Source organism: Nostoc sp., assembly GCF_036917415.1.
In the GTDB taxonomy this organism is placed as follows: Bacteria; Cyanobacteriota; Cyanobacteriia; order Cyanobacteriales; family Nostocaceae; genus Nostoc.
This window is the reverse complement of the sequence record NZ_JBALDJ010000132.1, coordinates 1-19,038: the sequence shown is the minus strand read 5'-3', so window position 1 is coordinate 19,038 and position 19,038 is coordinate 1. Positions and strand designations below refer to the sequence as shown.

Genomic DNA, 19,038 nt, shown 5'->3' with positions numbered 1-19,038 from the left:
TCACATTTAGAGCAATCCTAAATCATCTGTGAAAATTTATGTTGATTCTTCTCTCTGCGCTCTCTGCGCCTCTGCGGTTCGTTAAAAACCAATTTTCACAATTCAACTAGGATTGCTATAACTTGCCACTTCAAAGTTTGGGGAACAGCGTAAATCCTGCCTTTTAATTATCTCTTGCTAAATACCCAAACTCGGAGCATATAAATCGTGGAAAAAATAGCCATCATCGCTTTATCATGCCTATTCCCCGATGCCAAAAACCCTGAAGAATTCTGGCAAAATATTATTGCTCAAAAAGATTCAACATCCTCTGCAACCGTCGAAGAAATCGGAGTAGATCCGACAATATTTCACAATCCAGTTAAAGGTACACCAGACAAAACCTATTCCCTCAAAGGCGGATACATCCACAACTTTGAATTTAATCCTTCCGAATACAATCTACCATCAGAATTTGTTGCTGGTTTAGATAACACCTTCAAATGGTCATTGTATGCCGCTAAACAAGCAATAGTACAAAGTGGTTATTGGGGTAATCAAAATGTCCTGGCAAAATGCGGCGTAATTTTAGGTAATTTGTCATTCCCGACAAAATTATCTAATCAATTATTATCTCCAATTTACCAGAAAGCTATTAACCCTGCTGTCAGAAAACTTTTGCAGTATGAAGACTTTGATTTAGCTACTCTCCCAAGTGCAACTAAAGCATCTTTATACAACGCGATGATATCTGGTTTGCCAGCATCAATCGTTGCTCAAGCCTTCTCACTCTCCCAGATTAATTTATGTCTGGATGCTGCTTGTTCATCATCATTTTATGCTATTAAACTAGCATCTCATTACTTATGGTCGCACAAAGCTGATGTCATGTTAGCTGGAGCCATCAGTTGTGCAGATTCGCTATTCGTGCGGATGTTATTTTCTGGTGTTCAAGGGTATGCAGAAAACGGCATCAGTCGCCCCTTAGATAAATCTTCTAGAGGGCTAATTCCCGCCGATGGTGTTGGGATGGTGATGCTGAAGAGATATTCTGATGCCGTTAGAGATGGTGATAATATTATCGCTACTATCTGCGGTAATGGACTCTCGAATGATGGCAAAGGTAAACATTTACTAAGTCCGAATCCTAAAGGGCAAGTCTTAGCTTTTGAACGAGCCTATAACGAGGCAAAAGTTAGCCCAAAAACTATCGATTATCTAGAATGTCACGCCACCGGCACATTGCTAGGAGATACAACCGAATTCAATTCCATCGAAACATTCTTTAGTCAAAATAAAGCTGCGCCTCTGGTGGGTTCTGCTAAGGCAAATACTGGTCATTTGTTAACTGCTGCGGGCATGGTTGGCTTGACTAAGGTGATTTTGAGTATGTCTCATGGTGTAATTCCACCAACCATGAATGTTTCTGACCCTTTAACATCAGAAAAAAGTACAATTTCCGCCGATAAAATTGTTAGAACAGCTACAGCATGGCCCAATAATAACGCACCGATTAAACGGGCTGCTATTAGTGCTTTTGGTTTTGGTGGCACTAATTCTCATCTAATTTTAGAACAAGGAACTACAACACAACCAGTTGAATTAACAGCACCTCTTGCACCTGTGAAAGTTGCCATTGTCGGCATGGATGCCTTTTTTGGTAACTGTAATGGTTTAGATGCCTTTGAACGCAGTATTTATGATGGAACACAGCATTTTACTTCTCTACCGCCTCAAAGATGGCATGGTATAGAAAATCAAGAAAGTATCCTGAAAGAGTACGGTTTAGTAGAGGGAAAAGCACCAGTAGGGGCATACATCAAAGATTTTGAAATCGATACTTTATCGTGTAAAATTCCACCGAATGAAATAGAGAAGTTAAATCCACAACAATTGTTGCTCCTCAAGGTTAGCGATCGCGCCGTGAAAGATGCGAAACTAAAGGAGGGTGGTAATGTCGCAGTGATTGTCGCCGCCGAGACAGAATTCTCTGTGCATCAGCTACAGCAAAGATGGAATCTATCTTGGCAAGTTAAGGATGGCTTACTCAACCAAGGAATTTCTCTACCTGCTGAACAGCTTTCCCAACTGGAAACCATTGTCAAAGATAGCATTCACCAACCAGTAGAAATCGGCGAATATGTAAGTCACATCGCCAACATCATGGCGAGTCGGATTTCTGCTTTGTGGAATTTCACTGGCCCTGCATTCACCGTCAGCGCTGGCGAAAATTCTGCCCTGAAAGCGTTGGAAGTTGCACAAATGCTACTCGCAACTGGAGAAGTCGATGCAGTCGTTGTGGGTGCAGTGGATTTAGCCGGTGGTGTGGAAAATGTTTTGTTCCGCAACCAATTTGCACCAATCAACACGGGTGTCAATACGTTGAGTTTTGACCAACAAGCCAACGGTTGGACGGTTGGTGAAGGCGCGGGTGCTGTCGTCCTCAAACGCTACGAAGCTGCAAAGGAAGACAATGAACGCATCTATGCAGTAATTGATGCCATGAGTTTTGCACAAGGTAATTCTACTTTGGGTAACACTCAGGTCAAACCTGATGCTTCAGCCATCAGCAATGTCTGCAAACAAGCCTTCCAGATGGCGGAGATTCAACCCACAGAGGTTAACTATGTGGAAGTCTTCGGTAGTGGCATTCCCCAGGAGGATGAAGCGGAAATCACAGGTTTACTGCAAGCTTATCCGAAAGTGGGCAATGGTTTGCACTGTGCATTAGGTAGCATCAAAGCCAATATCGGCCACACCTATACAGCATCGGGAATTGCTAGCTTAATCAAAACCGCTCTCTGTCTTTATTACAGGTATATTCCCGCCACACCCAAATGGTCTGGTGTCAAAACACCGCAAGTATGGGAAGGTAGTCCCTTCTATGTGGCAATGGAATCAAGACCTTGGTTTGTCGATAAAGGCGGTACACGCAGAATAGCAGCAATTAATAGTATGGGTATAGATGGGAGTTACGCCCATTTAATCCTATCGGAGGAACCCAGCCAAGAAGAGCGGGACAACAGATATTTGCAACAAATGCCTTTTCATCTGTTTCCCATCGCAGTTAGCGATCGCTCCACTATCCCCGATCTTCTCAACAATCTCCAAAATACCATAGAAACTAGTTCTTCTTTATCAGCTACCGCCAGTAAAACATTCGCTACCTTTGAACAGCATTCTAATCCAAAATACGTCTTATCAATCACAGGACGTAACACAAAAGATTTACTCAAAGAAATTGAATCTGCCCGCAAAGGTATAAATAATGCTTTTGATAACGGCACAGATTGGCAAACGCCTTTAGGAAGTTATTTCACCGCGAAACCATTGGGTAAAAGCGGAGCAGTTGCTTATGTTTACCCCGCAGCTGTCAATTCTTATATTGGTATTGGTCGTAGTGTATTCCGTTTATTCCCGAAAGTATTCGAGGACTTAAAAAGCAACAACCTCTACAATCGAGCAGCCGATGTTGAAAAACTAGTTTATCCCAGAAGTTTACCTAAATTAACAACCAGGCAACTAGAAACTCTCGAAAAGCAATTGTTAGATGATTCACTGGCAATGTTTGAAAGTGAAATCGCTTTTGCTAGATACATGACAGCAATTTTTAGAGATGATTTTCAAGTCAAGCCGCAATGTGTTTTTGGGTATAGCTTGGGTGAAACTAGCATGATGGTTGCCCAAGGAGTTTGGAGCGATTTGGAGGGTGGAAGTAATACCTTAAATTCATCACCTCTATTTGGCGATAAGTTATCTGGCCCGAAAAATGCTGTACGTGAATATTGGGGATTAACAGATTCACCAAACAACAATTTTTGGAATACCTATGTTCTCATGGCTACTCCATCTCAAGTAAGAGAATGCCTGAAACATGAGAATCGCGTCTACTTAACTCAAATCAACACACCAGAAGAAGTATTAATTGCTGGTGATGATTCAGCCTGTAAACGAGTCATCCAAACTTTAGGTTGTAATTCTTTCCCCGCTCCCTTCGACCATGTGATACATTGTGAAGCGATGCGATCGCAGTTAGAGGAAATCAAGAAGGTAAACAGCTTACCATCACAGAATCTTCCTGGTATTGTGTTTTATTCTGCCGCCGATTATCAGCCAATTGTACTTGAAAGTGATGCGATCGCGCACAACATCGCCAAAGGATTGTGCCAAGAACTTGATTTTCCGCAATTAGTGAATCGTGTCTACGGCGATGGAGTCCGAATATTTTTAGAAGCAGGCGCAGGTAATGTCTGTTCGCGATGGATTGATAAAATTCTCGGCAACAAAGAACATATCACAGTTTCTCTGAATCGTAGAGGAATGGATGATCATGCTGCAATGGTCAAAGCATTAGCAAAATTACTCAGTCATCAGGTGAACGTAGATTTATCACCACTGTACAACAAAGCTCAAGAAACAACTCATCAAAATCAAGCAATATTAAGAACAGTTACCTTGGGTGGAAAAGCAATTGCTGCTACAATTTTTAGCGAAGAAAATTGTAAACTTGTTGAAGATTTCGCTGGGGATCTTAGGAGCGATCGCTTTAAAAAACAGCATCCAAACATACCTAATCTCCAACAATCTGAAATCACAGATTCTCTTAATACTTCCAACCAAATAACCCAAGAAAAAAATTACTCCCCTAGCATCTTGCCATTCCCTACTCAGCCAGAAGAACTCAAACAGAAAAATATCATTGATAACGTTTTTGAACCGAGAGAACAATTACAATCTTCTGAGTCAAACGCAATTCAACAGCCAATTCCTGTTTTTTCCCCACCCGTCAAAACTAAAAGAATTAGTAGCATCATCAGTATGTTCGATTTAAATAAGACTCAGTATCAAAAGCTCAATGCTAATAATTCAAAAATAACTAAAGCGCACACAGCTTTTTTACAAGCTAGACAAGATTATAGTCAGCAAATGAGCGAAATCATTCAATTGCAACTAGCTTGCGCCCAAAACTTGCTTAACGACGAATCCTGATAAGAGATTTATAGGAAAAATAAACGAACCACGGAGGCGCAGAGAACACAGAGAGAAGAGAAATAGAGAAGATTTCTATGTTAGGAATTCGTTTTGAGTTCATTTACTAATTATTAAGTGCATCTTCCTTCCTCTGCGCTCTCTGCGCCTCTGCGGTTCCTAAAAAAACGTAGACCCCTTTAAAAAGTCTACACCCTTCACTTTTATCATCCATTGCTTGTAATCCGAGGGATAACTGCCGTGACAACCGTAGATACGGTACTAAGTAAACACGATAATGGCCTTAATTTCTCTTCCTGGTCTTATAACAAAAACCAGGTTTGGAAAGGCTCTTTAGAAACTGTATCTTTTGAGAAACAAACCATCAAAGATAAATTGATGGTATTAAATAAACCCTGCTACATCGTGAAAGTTGCCGGAAAAATCGGTGTCACTAATGAGGGTTATTTATCCCCTGGTGATAATGGCACAACAGCACAAGTAGAACTGTTAACATTTGCAGCACCAATCCGCATTCAACAATTTGGAGATCCTAATTTTCTCTCCTATCATGGAGTGAAATATGCCTACGTTACTGGCGCAATGGCTGGCGGAATTGCTTCCGAAGAAATGGTTATTGCACTCGGAAAAGAGCAAATTTTGAGTTCCTTTGGTGCAGGTGGTTTAACTCCAGAACGTTTGGAAGCAGCCATAAATCGCATTCAACAAGCTTTACCTCAAGGGCCTTATGCATTTAATTTAATTCACAGCCCTAATGAACCTGCGATTGAACGTCGGGCTGTGGATTTATACCTCAAATATCAAGTGAGAACAGTAGAAGCATCTGCATTTCTCGACTTGACCCCCAACATTGTTTATTACCGTGTTGCTGGATTGGGGTTGAATAACGCCAATCAAATTGAAATCAAAAATAAAGTCATTGCCAAAATTTCTCGTCGAGAAGTTGCTACTAAATTTCTGCAACCAGCACCAGCCAGAATACTCAAAGAACTCCTGGAAAAAGGATTAATTACTGAGTTACAAGCAACTCTTGCAGCCAAAGTTCCGATGGCTGATGATATTACCGTCGAGGCTGATTCTGGAGGTCATACAGATAACCGTCCTCTGGTTTGTGTGTTACCTTCTATTATTGCCTTGCGGGATGAAATTCAAGCACAATATCATTACCAAACACCGATTAGAATTGGAGTAGCAGGGGGAATTGGAACACCACAATCAACATTAGCTGCTTTTATGATGGGCGCTGCTTATATAATGACCGGTTCTATTAATCAGTCATGCGTTGAATCTGGGGCTTGTGAACATACCAAAAAGTTGTTAGCCCAAGCAGAAATGGCTGATATGATAATGGCTCCAGCAGCAGATATGTTTGAAATGGGAGTCAAATTGCAAGTTCTCAAACGGGGTACAATGTTCCCCATGCGAGCGCAGAAATTATTTGAACTCTACCGCGCTTATAATTCGATTGAAGAGATTCCGTTGGCAGAAAGAGAGAAATTAGAAAAACAAGTTTTTCGCAAAACTATTGCTGAAGTATGGGAAGCAACTGCGGCTTATTTGTCCCAAAAGAATCCTGAGAAACTAGGGAAAGCAGTCAATAATCCTAAACTGAAAATGGCGTTGATTTTCCGCTGGTATCTAGGATTATCTTCTCGCTGGTCTAGTTCTGGTGAAAAAGGTAGAGAAGTCGATTATCAAATTTGGTGTGGCCCGGCAATGGGCGGTTTCAATGACTGGGTACGCGGTTCCTATCTGTCTGAACCCAATAATCGTGGTGTAGTTGATGTTGCTAATCAAATTATGACTGGTGCAGCCTTTTTGTATCGCGTCCAAAATTTGAAAATTCAAGGACTGCAAACTTCCGATTATTACAGTCAATATCACCCTGTTCGTTCTACATCATTGTTGGAGATTTAAAAATGACTATAAAACAGTCTTTCACAGCAGACGATATTCAAATATTTTTGGTATCTAACTTAGCTAAGTTGCTAGGAGTAGCAACTGATGAAATAGATGTCAAAGAACATTTAGAAAACTATGGTTTGGATTCAGCCCAAGCAATGATTCTAGTCAGTAACTTAGAAAAGTTGCTCGGATTTCAACCCTCTCCATTGCTTCTGTGGCATTATCCAAATATTGAAGCTCTTTCACAGCGTTTAGCTGAAGAAGTGCAAGAAGATTCACCGATTCAAGATACAGGAGTGACAACCTCTAATGCCCACACTGCACCCTCTGTTCTAGATTTAGGTGCTGAGGCTGTTCTTGACCCTACCATCCATCCTGGTGCTGCATCTAATGTGCTTGTGGGTGAACCCAAGAACATCTTTTTAACTGGAGGAACAGGCTTTTTAGGAGCTTTTATCATTCGGGAATTGCTACAAGAAACTAATGCCGATATCTATTGCTTAGTGCGTGCTGCTAATGCCGATGAAGGCAAAAGCAAACTCCAAAAGAATCTGCAACAGTATGCAATTTGGCAGGAAGAATTTAAGTCCAGAATTATTCCGATTGTCGGTGATTTATCTCTGCCGTTATTAGGTGTTGGCTCTGAACAGTTTCAAATTTTAGCTACCAATATTGATACTATCTATCATAGCGGTGCTTTGTTGAATTATGTTTTTCCCTACTCAGCACTGAAAGCAGCCAATGTTTTAGGAACTCAAGAAGTTTTGAGATTGGCTTGTCAAATTAAAGTCAAGCCTGTACATTATGTTTCTAGTGTGGCTGTTTTTGAATCGACTGCCTATGCTGGCAAGGTTGTTAAAGAACAGGATGAATTCAATCATTGGGAAGGTATTTATCTTGGTTACTCTCAAACTAAATGGGTAGCTGAAAAGTTAGTCAAAATTGCTCGTGACCGTGGACTTCCTGTAACTATCCATAGACCACCACTAATTTCAGGTGATAGCAAAACAGGCATTTGTAACACACATGACTTTATCAATCTGATGACCAAGGGCTGTCTACAAATGGGAAGTTTTCCTGATGTAGATTATATGTTGGATATGTCACCTGTGAACTATGTAAGTAAAGCCATTGTTTATCTATCACGGCAAAAAGAATCTATAGGTAAGGCTTTCAATTTACAACATCCTCAACCTGTCTCTTTAAAAATATTAGTTGAGTGGATACGCTCTTTTGGTTATTCAGTTGAGATGATTCCTTACGAAAAATGGCAATCAGAGTTAATCAATAATGTGTCTTCTGTAGACAATCCTTTGTATACTCTGCGACCATTTTTACTAGAGCGTTGGTCTGATGAGCAATTGACTATTCCTGATTTGTATTTGCAAGCTAGAAGACCTCATATTAGCTGCCAAGATACTCTTCGTGCACTAGCAGGTAGTTCTATTGCTTGTCCTCCAATTGACTCTCAATTGTTTATGACTTACACCGCCTACTTGATTCAAAGTGGCTTCTTAAATATCGCTTAGAAACTCAAAAATTGCGTAGGATGTGTTAGTAACTTAACGCACCGTCCCAGATATTTTCGGTGCGTTACAGAAGCTGTAACACAACGCCAGTTGTGACAAGGGATAGCGCAGCGTAAAGCCTGCGGCATGGCTTCGCTTAGAGCGAGTCAGACGCTCCTACGTTGCTAACGCTACGCTATCGAGCGTCGGGAACCTTTACAACGCCCTGGCTCCACTACAAAATAATTTTATTTAGTCGATTTTTTAAAACTCAGCACTACTGAATAGCCAATCTTTTAGATGCCAGCAACAACTTATAGACTAACAGCGGCAATATAATTGCCCTGTTTTTTTATGCCCAATAATGTAAATTTTCAGGATTCAACTCTTGACAGAAGCAATTGAGGATAGAATGGTTAGTATCGGGCATAAAAGTTTGATTTTACCTGCTGGCTTTTGTGAGTAATCAAAAGCCAGACGCTAATAGTTTGAAATAACCGAACTTCTTTAATGCCCAATTTATTCGATGCATAAGTCCTAAATTTGCGTTTGGACTGGTACATCTATCTAAAGCATCACACAAGTATTTGCAAGGGGAATAACTTAATATATTTCTTGTCAGGTCAAATATTACGCGCACTTAATTGTAGAACGAGAACGACTGTAAATGCAATGCAGCTTCATCAAATTGAATTCACCAACATTCTTACATGAACAAAACACATCAAGGACAGAGCAGACAAACTGCTCTTATTACTGGGTCAGCTGGTGGAATTGGCTACCAATTAGCGTGTATTTTTGCCGCTCATGATTATAATCTGGTCTTAGTAGACAGAAATGAACCAAAGCTAGTAGAAATTGCTGTTAAATTCCAAGAAGAATTTGGAATTTTTGTCAAATCTATTGTTAAGGATCTATCTATATCAACGGCTCCTGAAGAAATTTTTACAGAGTTGCAAAAAGCCGATATAAATGTTGATGTGCTGGTAAATAATGCCGGATTTGGAATTTATGGATTATTTCATGAAACTGACCTAGCTACTGAACTGGAAATGCTACAGGTAAATTTGGTGTGTCTCACCCATTTAACTAAGCTATTCGTGAAGGGTATGGTAAAGCAAGGTGAGGGTAAAATATTAAACGTTGCCTCAGCCGCTGCTTTTCAACCAGGACCTTTGATGGCAGTTTATTTTGCGACTAAAGCTTATATCTTATCTTTTTCAGAAGCGATCGCTAATGAATTAGAAGGCACAGGTGTCACTGTGACAGTTCTTTGCCCAGGTTCAACAGAATCTGGCTTTCATGAAAGAACGGGAATGGCTGACTCTAAGTTGCTCAAGGGCAAAAAGATGATGGATGCAAAAACAGTAGCCGAAATTGGTTTTCACGCCTTAATGAAAGGCAAAACCATTGTCATTCCTGGTTTTATCAATAAACTACTTGCAAAAAGCGTCAGGTTTGTACCTAGAAAAATTGTGACAAAAATCGTGAGAAATATGCAGGAAAATAAGTAGATTGTCATTTGTCATTTGTCATTTGTCATTGGTCATTGGTCATTTGTCCGCAAAATCTCTCTTGTTTCAGCCAATAGATGAGCTTAATCAATATCAATACTGCCAGCACTTTAAATGCCAGCCAAAATTCTCTACAGCAACAGCAGCAACATAATTGTTAGCAGGCACTAGTTCAAAAAGACTCCAGTCTTCAGTTATCTGTAACTTGGCTGGTTCTGTGGGAGTCAGCGATACTTCAACTTGCTCTAACTGGGATAGTCCGTCTCCAGTTGCCTTTAAATAAGCTTCCTTACAAGTCCAGTAACGAAAAAATACCTCTTGCTGTTGGTTGGGAGATAGCGATCGCAACATCTCATATTCTCTCGGTAAAAAGAACCGTTTGGCAAGAGCCTCTAAATCAGACATCGGGCGAATATATTCTAGGTCTATACCAATTGGGCGGGTACAATTCACCGCACACAAACCCAACCCTTGAGAATGAGACAAGTTAAACGCCAGTCCACTATCGGCAAATGTATCTGCTAATACTGGTTTGCCACGGTGTTGATAATTAAACTGCACTTGTAACGGCTGGATATCCAAATAGCGACCTAATATAGTTCGCAAAATACCACGACCAGCAATGAAACGCTGCCGATGTTCCTGAAAATAGAACCGTTCAGCACGAGCTGTTTCGTCACTGGAAAGAATTGCTGCTAAATTTTGCAGTTGTGTTTCTGGTTGCTCAAGGTCTATGCGCCAGATATGAATTTCATTCGGTAGCAAAGTTAAATTTGTTGGTGTAGGTAGCCAGAGATGATGAATAGCAGTCATAATAATTTGTAGTTCATAATTTATAATTTGGTTTTAGATTAACTTTGATTAGGTTTTTATTGATGTTGACATTATAATTTGGAGTTTTTTATGTAATTCTTTTTACTCATATAGTGCATCACGTTGAGTTAATAATTGTTTAAAATCTTTATCCTCACGCTAGATCAAAAACTTGCCGGATTTTGGATATTTTTCCATATATTTAAATAATTTACTCATGTTCTAAAAATAATTTATTACTTAATTATACTAAAATAACACTAGGTAATTTTATTTTTAGAGATGTCTAATGGGAATCTATCGTTTTTTGTTATCAATCTTTGTTGCTATAAGTCATGCAGGAGTACTTATAAACAGCTTAAACCCTGGAGTGATAGCAGTAATATCATTCTTACTTATAAGTGGATATGTAATGACAGCCTTGATATCTAAAAATTATTTGGATACTAAAAAAATTGTTTGGTTCTATCTCGATAGAATTTTGAGAATTTATCCGCAGTATTTATTTAACATAATAGCAGTTTTAATTATTTATTCTATCTTTGGATTAAACTCACCTTTTCTTAGTAAACCTACAGAAATTGGATTATTACAAAATCTTTTGATAATACCTATGGGATTTTATATGACTCCTTGGGTAGGAGACAAATTTATGATTATTCCACCTGCATGGTCGCTGGGTCTGGAAGGATGTTTTTATATTTTAATTCCATTTTTATTAATATATAAATTACAAAAAGTATTTTTTTTATTATCATATATAATTTTCTTGATGGCTTATTTAGGAATTATTAACACAGATTATTTTGGTTATAGATTAATATTTGGAACAATATTTATATTTCTTTGTGGTAGTTTTTTACACAAGAATAACAATATTATTACAAATCAGCCAGTAAAGTACACATTAATTTTTTCATGTTTATTATTGGCAGCAACTTTTTTATTTCCTCGTTTGATATTGCCCTACAATCGAGAAGTATTAATAGGATTAATATTAGGAATTATAATTATACCTTTATTAATAAAAATAAAAAAAACATATTTAGATGAGTTATTAGGAAATCTATCTTACGGATTATTTTTATCTCATTATTTGGTTGTTTTTGAGTTTGAGAAATTAGGGATACACTGGAACTTAAAATGTATTTTGATAATGCTATTATTTTCTACATTTCTTTCAGCAATAGGGTTTTTCTGTTTTGAAAGCCCACTAATTGCTTGGCGTAAAAAAATTAGAAATCAACATAATTAAAAGATGTTGATAGACAGAATAACTAACAATTTGTATTATATAATAATCCGATTTGATTCTGACTTTTCACGGTATCTGGAAAAGCTCTCTCTGAAAGTTATAATCTTAATTATTACCTTTTCTATGAAAAATTAGTAATTATAGACTGGCGACAATATATTCATTCTGAAACCAAAATAAATTACGAATTACGCTGTTGCTCCAACCATTGTAAAACCCGATTCCATGCCCACCAAGGGTCAGGGTCTCGTAATTGGCGCTGGCAATTTTTGCTACTCATATAGCCAACATGGCCACCGTAACGGGTGAGCAACAAATTTATTACGGGATTGCGATCGCAGGCATCTTGCAATTCAGGTATGATGGCTGGGTCAAAAAGTGGATCGTCAGCAGCGTAGATAATCAGAGTCGGTTTTGATATTTGCGGCAATATTTGTAGAGCGCTGCTGGCTTGGTAATATGCTTCCACAGAAGGAAAACCTAGTCGGTTAATTACCAGTTCATTGTCAAAACCCCAGATACTATTTGCCCGTTCAATCGCTGCTGGATCAATGCTTCCAGGATGGGCATCATGTATTCGCCATGCCAGTTTTTTTAAATTCCGGGCAATCTGGGTTTCCAAATATCTGCCGAAGGGCTTTGTGACTAGATAAGATAGCGATCGCTCAGAATCCAAACTGGGACAAATCACCATACCACCGCCAATGTCGCTATCTTCTAGTCCTAAATCCTCATGCTCTCTAATCACTTCACTAGCGACTTTCAGCGCCCATAGCACCAACTGCCCTCCTAAAGAAAATGCTGTAAACCAAAATTTTCCTGGACATCCCATTGCCTTAGCAGCGGCGGCGATGCGAATAAAATCTTCTCCCTCATACAGACCATCGGAAGTCAGAGTTGGAGACAAGTCGGCGGTTTTACCGTGGGCACGCCAATCAAATAACACTACAGCGTAGCCTTGAGCGTAGGCTTTACGTCCTAGCACTCGCAAAGACCATTCTGTCTTTAACTCTCCAGTAATACCATAAGTAGCAATAATTGTGCTATGAGCATTTTCAGGGATGGCAACCAAGCCAAAAATTGGCACACCTTGCCCACCTATAAATATTTTTTCGTGATAAGACGGTTCTGGGTTTTGATTAGTACTTTCCCAGTAACGGCTTCCCCACAAAGCGGTGTGTACAGTCATAATTACACCGTTTTGTAAAAACCAAGACGGATTGTAGGGAGGAGTATAACACATCATAGACTATAAGATTTCGTTTAGTTGAGTCTTGATTTCACAGTCATTTAATCTTAATATTTATGTAAGATTTAAAATCTTTTTTAGAATCGATTTAAAAATCTTTGTATCTATCAAAGGTTGTTAATTATCCTTAATAAGTAGTAATAATTTTTTAAGAATGCCGAGGATTCTTGTCATAGACGATGACCCAGCAATTTCAGAACTAGTTGCCGTCAACTTGGAAATGGCTGGCTACGATGTTAGTCAAGCTGAAGACGGCATCAAAGGTCAAGCGCTGGCTCTCCAGCTACAACCAGACTTGATCATGCTCGATTTGATGTTGCCTAGGGTAGATGGGTTTACCGTTTGCCAACGCCTGCGCCGAGATGATCGCACCTCTGAGATTCCCGTGTTAATGTTGACGGCTTTGAGCCAAACTCAGGACAAGGTGGAAGGCTTCAATGCTGGCGCAGATGACTACCTCACCAAACCTTTTGAAGTTGAAGAACTGCTGGCGCGGGTGCGGGCACTTTTGCGGCGTACTGACCGGATTCCCCAAGCCGCAAAGCACAGTGAGATTCTCAACTATGGCTCATTAACCCTGGTTCCCGAAAGATTTGAGGCGATATGGTTCAATGAGACAGTGAAATTGACTCACTTGGAATTTGAGCTACTTCACTGCTTGCTGCAACGCCACGGTCAAACGGTTTCTCCTAGCGAAATCCTCAGAGAAGTTTGGGGCTACGATCCTGATGATGACATAGAAACGATTCGAGTCCATATTCGCCACTTGAGAACCAAGCTAGAACCAGATCCTCGCCATCCCCGCTATATCAAGACAGTGTATGGTGCTGGATACTGTCTTGAATTACCCGGTATCCCTCCATCAAACGAAGGGGCTTCGGTAACAGTCGTTGAATGAAATCACCGCAACAATTGTAAGTAGTGAGTGTTCAGGTTAGTAGGGTAGCACAGCTGTGCTACCCTACGAATTATTGTATGTACTTCATTGAAGTCATTTAAATAGCATATGGAACCTTTAACTACTGCGGCGATCGCTCTTAGCTCTGTAATTGCCATCAAAGCCTTAGAAAAGACAGGCGAAAAGGTAGGTGAAGCTTTATGGGATCGGGCTGGCAAGTTTCTCGTCACCCTCAAAAAACAGTCTCCCCATACTGTAGTTGCTATTGAACAAATGCCAGAACAACCTCTCGATTATGGCAAAGCTTTACTAGAGGTAGAATCTGCTGCCAAAGCTAATCCTGAACTGGCTCAAGCTGCACAACAAGTAGCAACAGCAGCTAAAGCTGAACCCAATCCTAATTTTATTCAATTGATACAGCAACAAGCCGATAACCTAAAGTCTCAGCCGCAACAGCCAAATGTCATTAACTATCAGAAGTTGGCAGATGAGATGAAGAATGTTTTCCAAGGCACTATATTTAACGCCCCAGTGACATTTAACTGACTACCGTCGTCCTCAGGGGCGGGGACAAAGTTAAGCCCACAACAAAGTAATCTTTCAGATAGCGGTTCTGTTAAATCTCGACCGTGGAAAGTTTTACTAACTGTAGGTGTATTCGCAGTAATTACTTTTATAGTTTTATTAATTTTATATACCATTAATTCCACACCTATTCTTTCACGTTCTGAAGAGCGTAATGGCATTGCAATTAAATATCCAGACGACTGGAAACCAATAGAACCAAGTGGTGATTTTGTGGAACCAGGCGGTGATTTTGGCGGTCAGGTAATTAAATTTATACCTGAAAATTACAAGCAGGTTGACTCTTGTATTTTAGAAATAACGACTAATATCAATGACTTATCTCCACAATTGTTATCTGTAGAAGAATCTAAACATTTTGCAATCAGCAAGATTAAAAATATTAATCCAAATACACAAATTAATGATGAGACTACATCATCGACAACGCTATCAAACTTTAACGCTTATAAATTAACTTATTATCGGCAAGAAGGACAATGTAAACTCCAGGTTATGGAAATTGGCACGGTGAGAAACGGCAAGGTTTACTTTATCACTTATACAGCAGAGTCGGCAAAATATTCTCAGTATTTACCTCCTGTTGAAGCGATGATTGAATCATTTAAAATTACAGCAAATAATTAGGAATTAGAAATAGAGTGTGTTACTTTCTCAGTTAACTTTTGAATATTAGTGTTAGGGCAAAAAACTTGAGATTTTGTTGATTTTCCTGGTGTTTGATTTTTTAGAGCTTTCCGCTTATACAGTTTCTCTGCTGGAAATGATAGGAATTATTTCTATTCAACCTATATCTGTTGAAATAAACTAATTCACTTCGTAATAGAGTTAAGCAAAGCAAAATTTAAAATCTAATATTTAGAATGATAGCTTAGATAACCGCCAGATTTTGATAGTAGCGTCACTACTACTACTAGCTAAAGTTTTGCCATCTCGGCTAAAGACTACTGAATAAACTAAACCAGAATGACCTTTGAGAGGGCTATCAAGTATATTTTCTTTCCAAGTAGGGACATACCAAATCTTGATAGTTTTGTCATCACTACCACTAGCCAAGGTTCTGCCATCTGGGCTAAAAGCAACTGACCTAACCCAATCAGAATGACCTTTGAGTGTAACAATTTCTTGTCCAGAAGCGATATTCCAGATTTTAATTATATTGTCGTCCTTGAACAGTGATGAATCTTTGCTCAACAGTGGCAAGGATAACAAAGATCCTCCAGTACTAGCTAAAGTTCTGCTATCTGGGCTAAAGGCTAATGAAAAAACTGAACCAGAATAACTTTTGAGGGTACGAATTTTTTGCCCAGTGGTGAAGTTCCAGATTTTGATTGTCTCCCAACTACCACTAGCTAAAATTTTGCCATCTGGGCTGATGGCGACTGAATCAATCGAATCAGAATGACCTTTGAGAGTATTAATTAATTTTCCTGTAGAAAGGTTCCATATTTTGATAGTTTTGTCATCACTACCACTAGCTAAAATTTTGCCATCTGGGCTGATGGCGACTGACTTAATCGAATCAGAATGACCTTTGAGAGTATTAATTAATTTCCCTGTAGAAAGGTTCCATATTTTGATAGTTTTGTCACCACTACCACTAGCTAAAGTTCTGCCATCTGGGCTGATGGCGACTGACTTAATCCAAGAAGAATGACCTTTGAGGGTATTGATTACTTTCCCAGTGGAAAGGTTCCATATTTTAATAGTTTTGTCACCACTACCACTGGCTAAAGTTTTGCCATCTGGGCTTATGGCGACTGAATAGACGCTTCCTTCTATGAAGCCGTTTTTAAGCAGTGTTTTGGAATGTCCAGTCATGGTCATCCCTAAAGTAAATAGATTTAATGTCAACTTTAAGGGTATATTTACAGGTGGTGAAGCAGCTGGTTTTGTAGAAAATATCAGAGTATTTTGTGGTTTTAGACTCGATATATTTGCCAAAAGTTGTGTAAATACCGAAAAACTTAAATAAGTTTTCAAGGGAATCCCAAGTGCAGTAACAGCACTAGTATCTGGACGAGTTATAGAACGCCCGTGAATTCCTACTAATTTACCTTGCTCGTCCAGTATCGGTCCCCCACTCATATCTGGAAAAGCATTCACTGTATAAGTAAAAGCGTAACCATCTTTTGGTTTTGTTACAAGACTAGAAATTTGACCACTTAGAAAGCTGAGGTTTGATGAGTCTTGAGGATAACCTGCTACATGAATAGTTGCCCCCAATGGTAAGTTTTCAGAATTTCCTTTTTCTGCAACACTATAATTTTGGTTACTAGTAAACTGAAATGTCGCCAAATCAACACCTAGTAATGGTTGCACTTGGCTACTGTTAAAGGTGTATTGTTTACCATCTGGTGTTTGGACTGTGTAGCTACCTTCAAATTGCACCACATGCCAATTTGTGAGAATGGTGTAAGTATTGCCTTGGCGTTCAATAATTACGCCAGAACCTGTACCTGCTCCATCAATACGGACTGTAATTTGTTGAGCTATCGGACTAACTTCTGTGGGTTTCAACGCCGTGGCAATTTGCAGCTGCACAATGACAATTGCTGTACCAAATAATACTGCCCGAAGTCCACCAGCAAACCTCATGATTTCTTCTCCCAACGATTTTCTAATATTTCTTTTCTAATAGGTACAGCCATACTAGAACGTGTAATTATTTCTTGTAATGATTTATCCGGTTGGGAACCATCCTGATAAACTTCTGGAGTATCCCAAAGTGGGTCTTTATGTAAGCTATTGATACCCACAACTTCACCATATACATTTAATAATGGTGCACCACTCATCCCTTTACGAACATCATTTGTATACCCAATCTGGTAGCCTTGCTCTAAAGCTTTTTTTAACAATAAAGTGACTTTACCAGAGGTAAAGAAAAACTGATTATTAAAGATTTTTGCTGCTTGGGGAGACAGATGTTGATTAGTTAAATTTGATATAAATCCACCAACAAAAACCTCATCGCCAATTTGCAAGCTAGATGCATCTTTAATATTAGTAACTGTATAAACTACATCTGGGCTACGAAACTGCAATACAGCCAAATCTTCGTTCTTAAATTCTGGCATTTGCAACACAGAAGCGTTAAAGACACGCCCATCTGGTGTTTGAATTTGATAGGGAGGTTTAGCTGTTCTTAAGACATGGGCATTAGTTATTACTGTATAAACTTGTCCTTTTTTTTGCAGCAAAGTTCCTGAACCAAGTAACTCTTTTGCAGATATTTTGACAGTGATTGTCTTTGCCAATTGTTGTAATTGCTCTGGTGAAAGGGGAGTTGATGTCCGATAAAGTTTAGTAACATCACTAGAAATGCTTTGCTGTTTTGGCAATGCTAAGGAAATACCAGCAAGACAAACTAGCAAGCAGACTGTGTACGCAAGTCCGTTTTTGAGCCATTGCCAGATCATGTTAATGTAAACTCCGCAAAGAACTGCCAACTAGAAAGAAGATTATACAGACTCTATTTTGAGATTGTTAAACGCAAAAGTCTATTGACCACACTGCTTGTCATCTACTAATTGCTTAACATCAAGATACAAATCACCGTCATACTCAGTATAAGGGCGACATTTGCCACTTAAATCCAAAGGTTTACCTGCAACACCACGGCGAAAAGCAATTATCTGCTGGTAGACTCTTCCTAAATCAGTTCCTGGCTTGAGGGTGACTAGTACATTATCTGAAGTACAAGGTATGCCTTTACGATTGGCGATGCACAAAACTGGATAGTTCTTGAAGTTAAATTCACTCCTGATGAAAAGTGAACCATTATCGTAATAGCGTTGCAGCCTTGTGGATACAATGTTACAACGTTCTGAGGGTGGAAATTTTTTAAAATCTTTAACTACCCAACGGATGAATGTCTCATTTCCCCGTGAGGTGCGTACTTTAGTAACTGGTACACCGCGTTCCTGCGTGCAAAAGAATTTGTTATTTCTAGCATAACTCGGCTGGTTGCTTGTGGTGGCAACTGCCAAGGCTAAAACTGAAATCACGTAAGCTGTTGCTACCCCTGGTAATATGTCAGCAAATAACCTCAGTTGCATATATTAAGTATTAACGAATAAAAGTATGATAATTTGAACTTGCCATGAATAGAGCTAGCTACAATGTCAAATTGCTGATTTTCGGAACTATGCTCAGATATATCAGTAAAAATATAGAAACGGTTCGAGTCCATATTCGCCACTTGAGAACCTAGCTAGAACCATATCCTTGCCATCCTCGTTATATCAACAGGGTTAGCGCGTCTCAAACCCTATTGACAAAAGGACTTGCCTGATAGGCAATCAAGTTGGAAACAAAGTGGGACTATCCGGGCTAGGGTA

General features: G+C 39.3%; 13 protein-coding genes. 8 read left to right on the top strand and 5 right to left on the bottom strand.

Features of this window, described 5'->3' with window-relative positions:
* Positions 1–207: 207 nt before the first annotated feature.
* The 4 genes from V7K41_RS32330 to V7K41_RS32315 all read left to right on the top strand — a co-directional run bounded on the left by V7K41_RS32330 (position 208) and on the right by V7K41_RS32315 (position 9,895).
* Positions 208–4,968: a PfaB family protein gene (locus V7K41_RS32330; RefSeq protein ID WP_334854584.1), complete on the top strand. Its 4,761-nt coding sequence runs from the start codon at positions 208–210 to the stop codon at positions 4,966–4,968.
* Positions 4,969–5,208: 240 nt separating this feature from the next.
* Positions 5,209–6,885, top strand: a complete 1,677-nt coding sequence (locus V7K41_RS32325; protein WP_334854583.1) for a PfaD family polyunsaturated fatty acid/polyketide biosynthesis protein — start codon at positions 5,209–5,211, stop codon at positions 6,883–6,885.
* Positions 6,886–6,887: 2 nt separating this feature from the next.
* The gene (locus tag V7K41_RS32320) at positions 6,888–8,402 is read left to right on the top strand and encodes a thioester reductase domain-containing protein (RefSeq protein ID WP_334854582.1); all 1,515 of its coding nucleotides are present in this window, start codon (positions 6,888–6,890) and stop codon (positions 8,400–8,402) included.
* A 689-nt stretch (positions 8,403–9,091) separates the two neighbouring features.
* The gene (locus V7K41_RS32315) at positions 9,092–9,895 is read left to right on the top strand and encodes an SDR family NAD(P)-dependent oxidoreductase (RefSeq protein ID WP_334854581.1); all 804 of its coding nucleotides are present in this window, start codon (positions 9,092–9,094) and stop codon (positions 9,893–9,895) included.
* A gap of 93 nt (positions 9,896–9,988) precedes the next feature.
* On the opposite strand, the gene hetI is transcribed toward V7K41_RS32315, so the two are convergent.
* Complete coding sequence (hetI, locus tag V7K41_RS32310; protein WP_334854580.1) at positions 9,989–10,708, bottom strand: 4'-phosphopantetheinyl transferase HetI; 720 nt, start codon at positions 10,706–10,708, stop codon at positions 9,989–9,991.
* Positions 10,709–10,997: 289 nt separating this feature from the next.
* Here hetI and V7K41_RS32305 point away from each other — a divergent pair, with 289 nt between their 5' ends.
* Positions 10,998–11,963 (top strand): acyltransferase family protein, encoded by a 966-nt coding sequence (locus V7K41_RS32305; RefSeq protein WP_334854579.1) that lies wholly within the window; start codon positions 10,998–11,000, stop codon positions 11,961–11,963.
* Positions 11,964–12,144: 181 nt separating this feature from the next.
* On the opposite strand, the gene V7K41_RS32300 is transcribed toward V7K41_RS32305, so the two are convergent.
* Positions 12,145–13,209: a YheT family hydrolase gene (locus tag V7K41_RS32300; RefSeq protein WP_334854578.1), complete on the bottom strand. Its 1,065-nt coding sequence runs from the start codon at positions 13,207–13,209 to the stop codon at positions 12,145–12,147.
* 157 nt (positions 13,210–13,366) lie between these two features.
* On the opposite strand from V7K41_RS32300, the gene V7K41_RS32295 reads away from it, so the two are divergent.
* The 3 genes from V7K41_RS32295 to V7K41_RS32285 all read left to right on the top strand — a co-directional run bounded on the left by V7K41_RS32295 (position 13,367) and on the right by V7K41_RS32285 (position 15,322).
* Positions 13,367–14,110 carry a response regulator transcription factor gene (locus V7K41_RS32295; RefSeq protein ID WP_104905330.1) on the top strand — a complete coding sequence of 248 codons (744 nt, stop codon included), beginning with the start codon at positions 13,367–13,369 and terminating at the stop codon, positions 14,108–14,110.
* 108 nt (positions 14,111–14,218) lie between these two features.
* Positions 14,219–14,656 carry a hypothetical protein gene (locus tag V7K41_RS32290; protein WP_334854577.1) on the top strand — a complete coding sequence of 146 codons (438 nt, stop codon included), beginning with the start codon at positions 14,219–14,221 and terminating at the stop codon, positions 14,654–14,656.
* A 120-nt stretch (positions 14,657–14,776) separates the two neighbouring features.
* The gene (locus V7K41_RS32285) at positions 14,777–15,322 is read left to right on the top strand and encodes a PsbP-related protein (protein WP_334854614.1); all 546 of its coding nucleotides are present in this window, start codon (positions 14,777–14,779) and stop codon (positions 15,320–15,322) included.
* Positions 15,323–15,553: 231 nt separating this feature from the next.
* Here the strand turns inward: V7K41_RS32285 and V7K41_RS32280 are convergent, their stop codons facing one another.
* The 3 genes from V7K41_RS32280 to V7K41_RS32270 form a co-directional block, all read right to left on the bottom strand.
* Positions 15,554–17,293, bottom strand: a complete 1,740-nt coding sequence (locus V7K41_RS32280; protein ID WP_334854576.1) for a trypsin-like peptidase domain-containing protein — start codon at positions 17,291–17,293, stop codon at positions 15,554–15,556.
* Complete coding sequence (locus tag V7K41_RS32275) at positions 17,290–18,117, bottom strand: S1 family peptidase (RefSeq protein WP_334854575.1); 828 nt, start codon at positions 18,115–18,117, stop codon at positions 17,290–17,292. Before V7K41_RS32275 ends, V7K41_RS32280 begins: the two co-directional genes overlap by 4 nt.
* Positions 18,118–18,198: 81 nt before the next feature.
* Positions 18,199–18,756, bottom strand: a complete 558-nt coding sequence (locus V7K41_RS32270; protein ID WP_334854574.1) for a COP23 domain-containing protein — start codon at positions 18,754–18,756, stop codon at positions 18,199–18,201.
* Between the last annotated feature and the right edge of the window lie 282 nt (positions 18,757–19,038).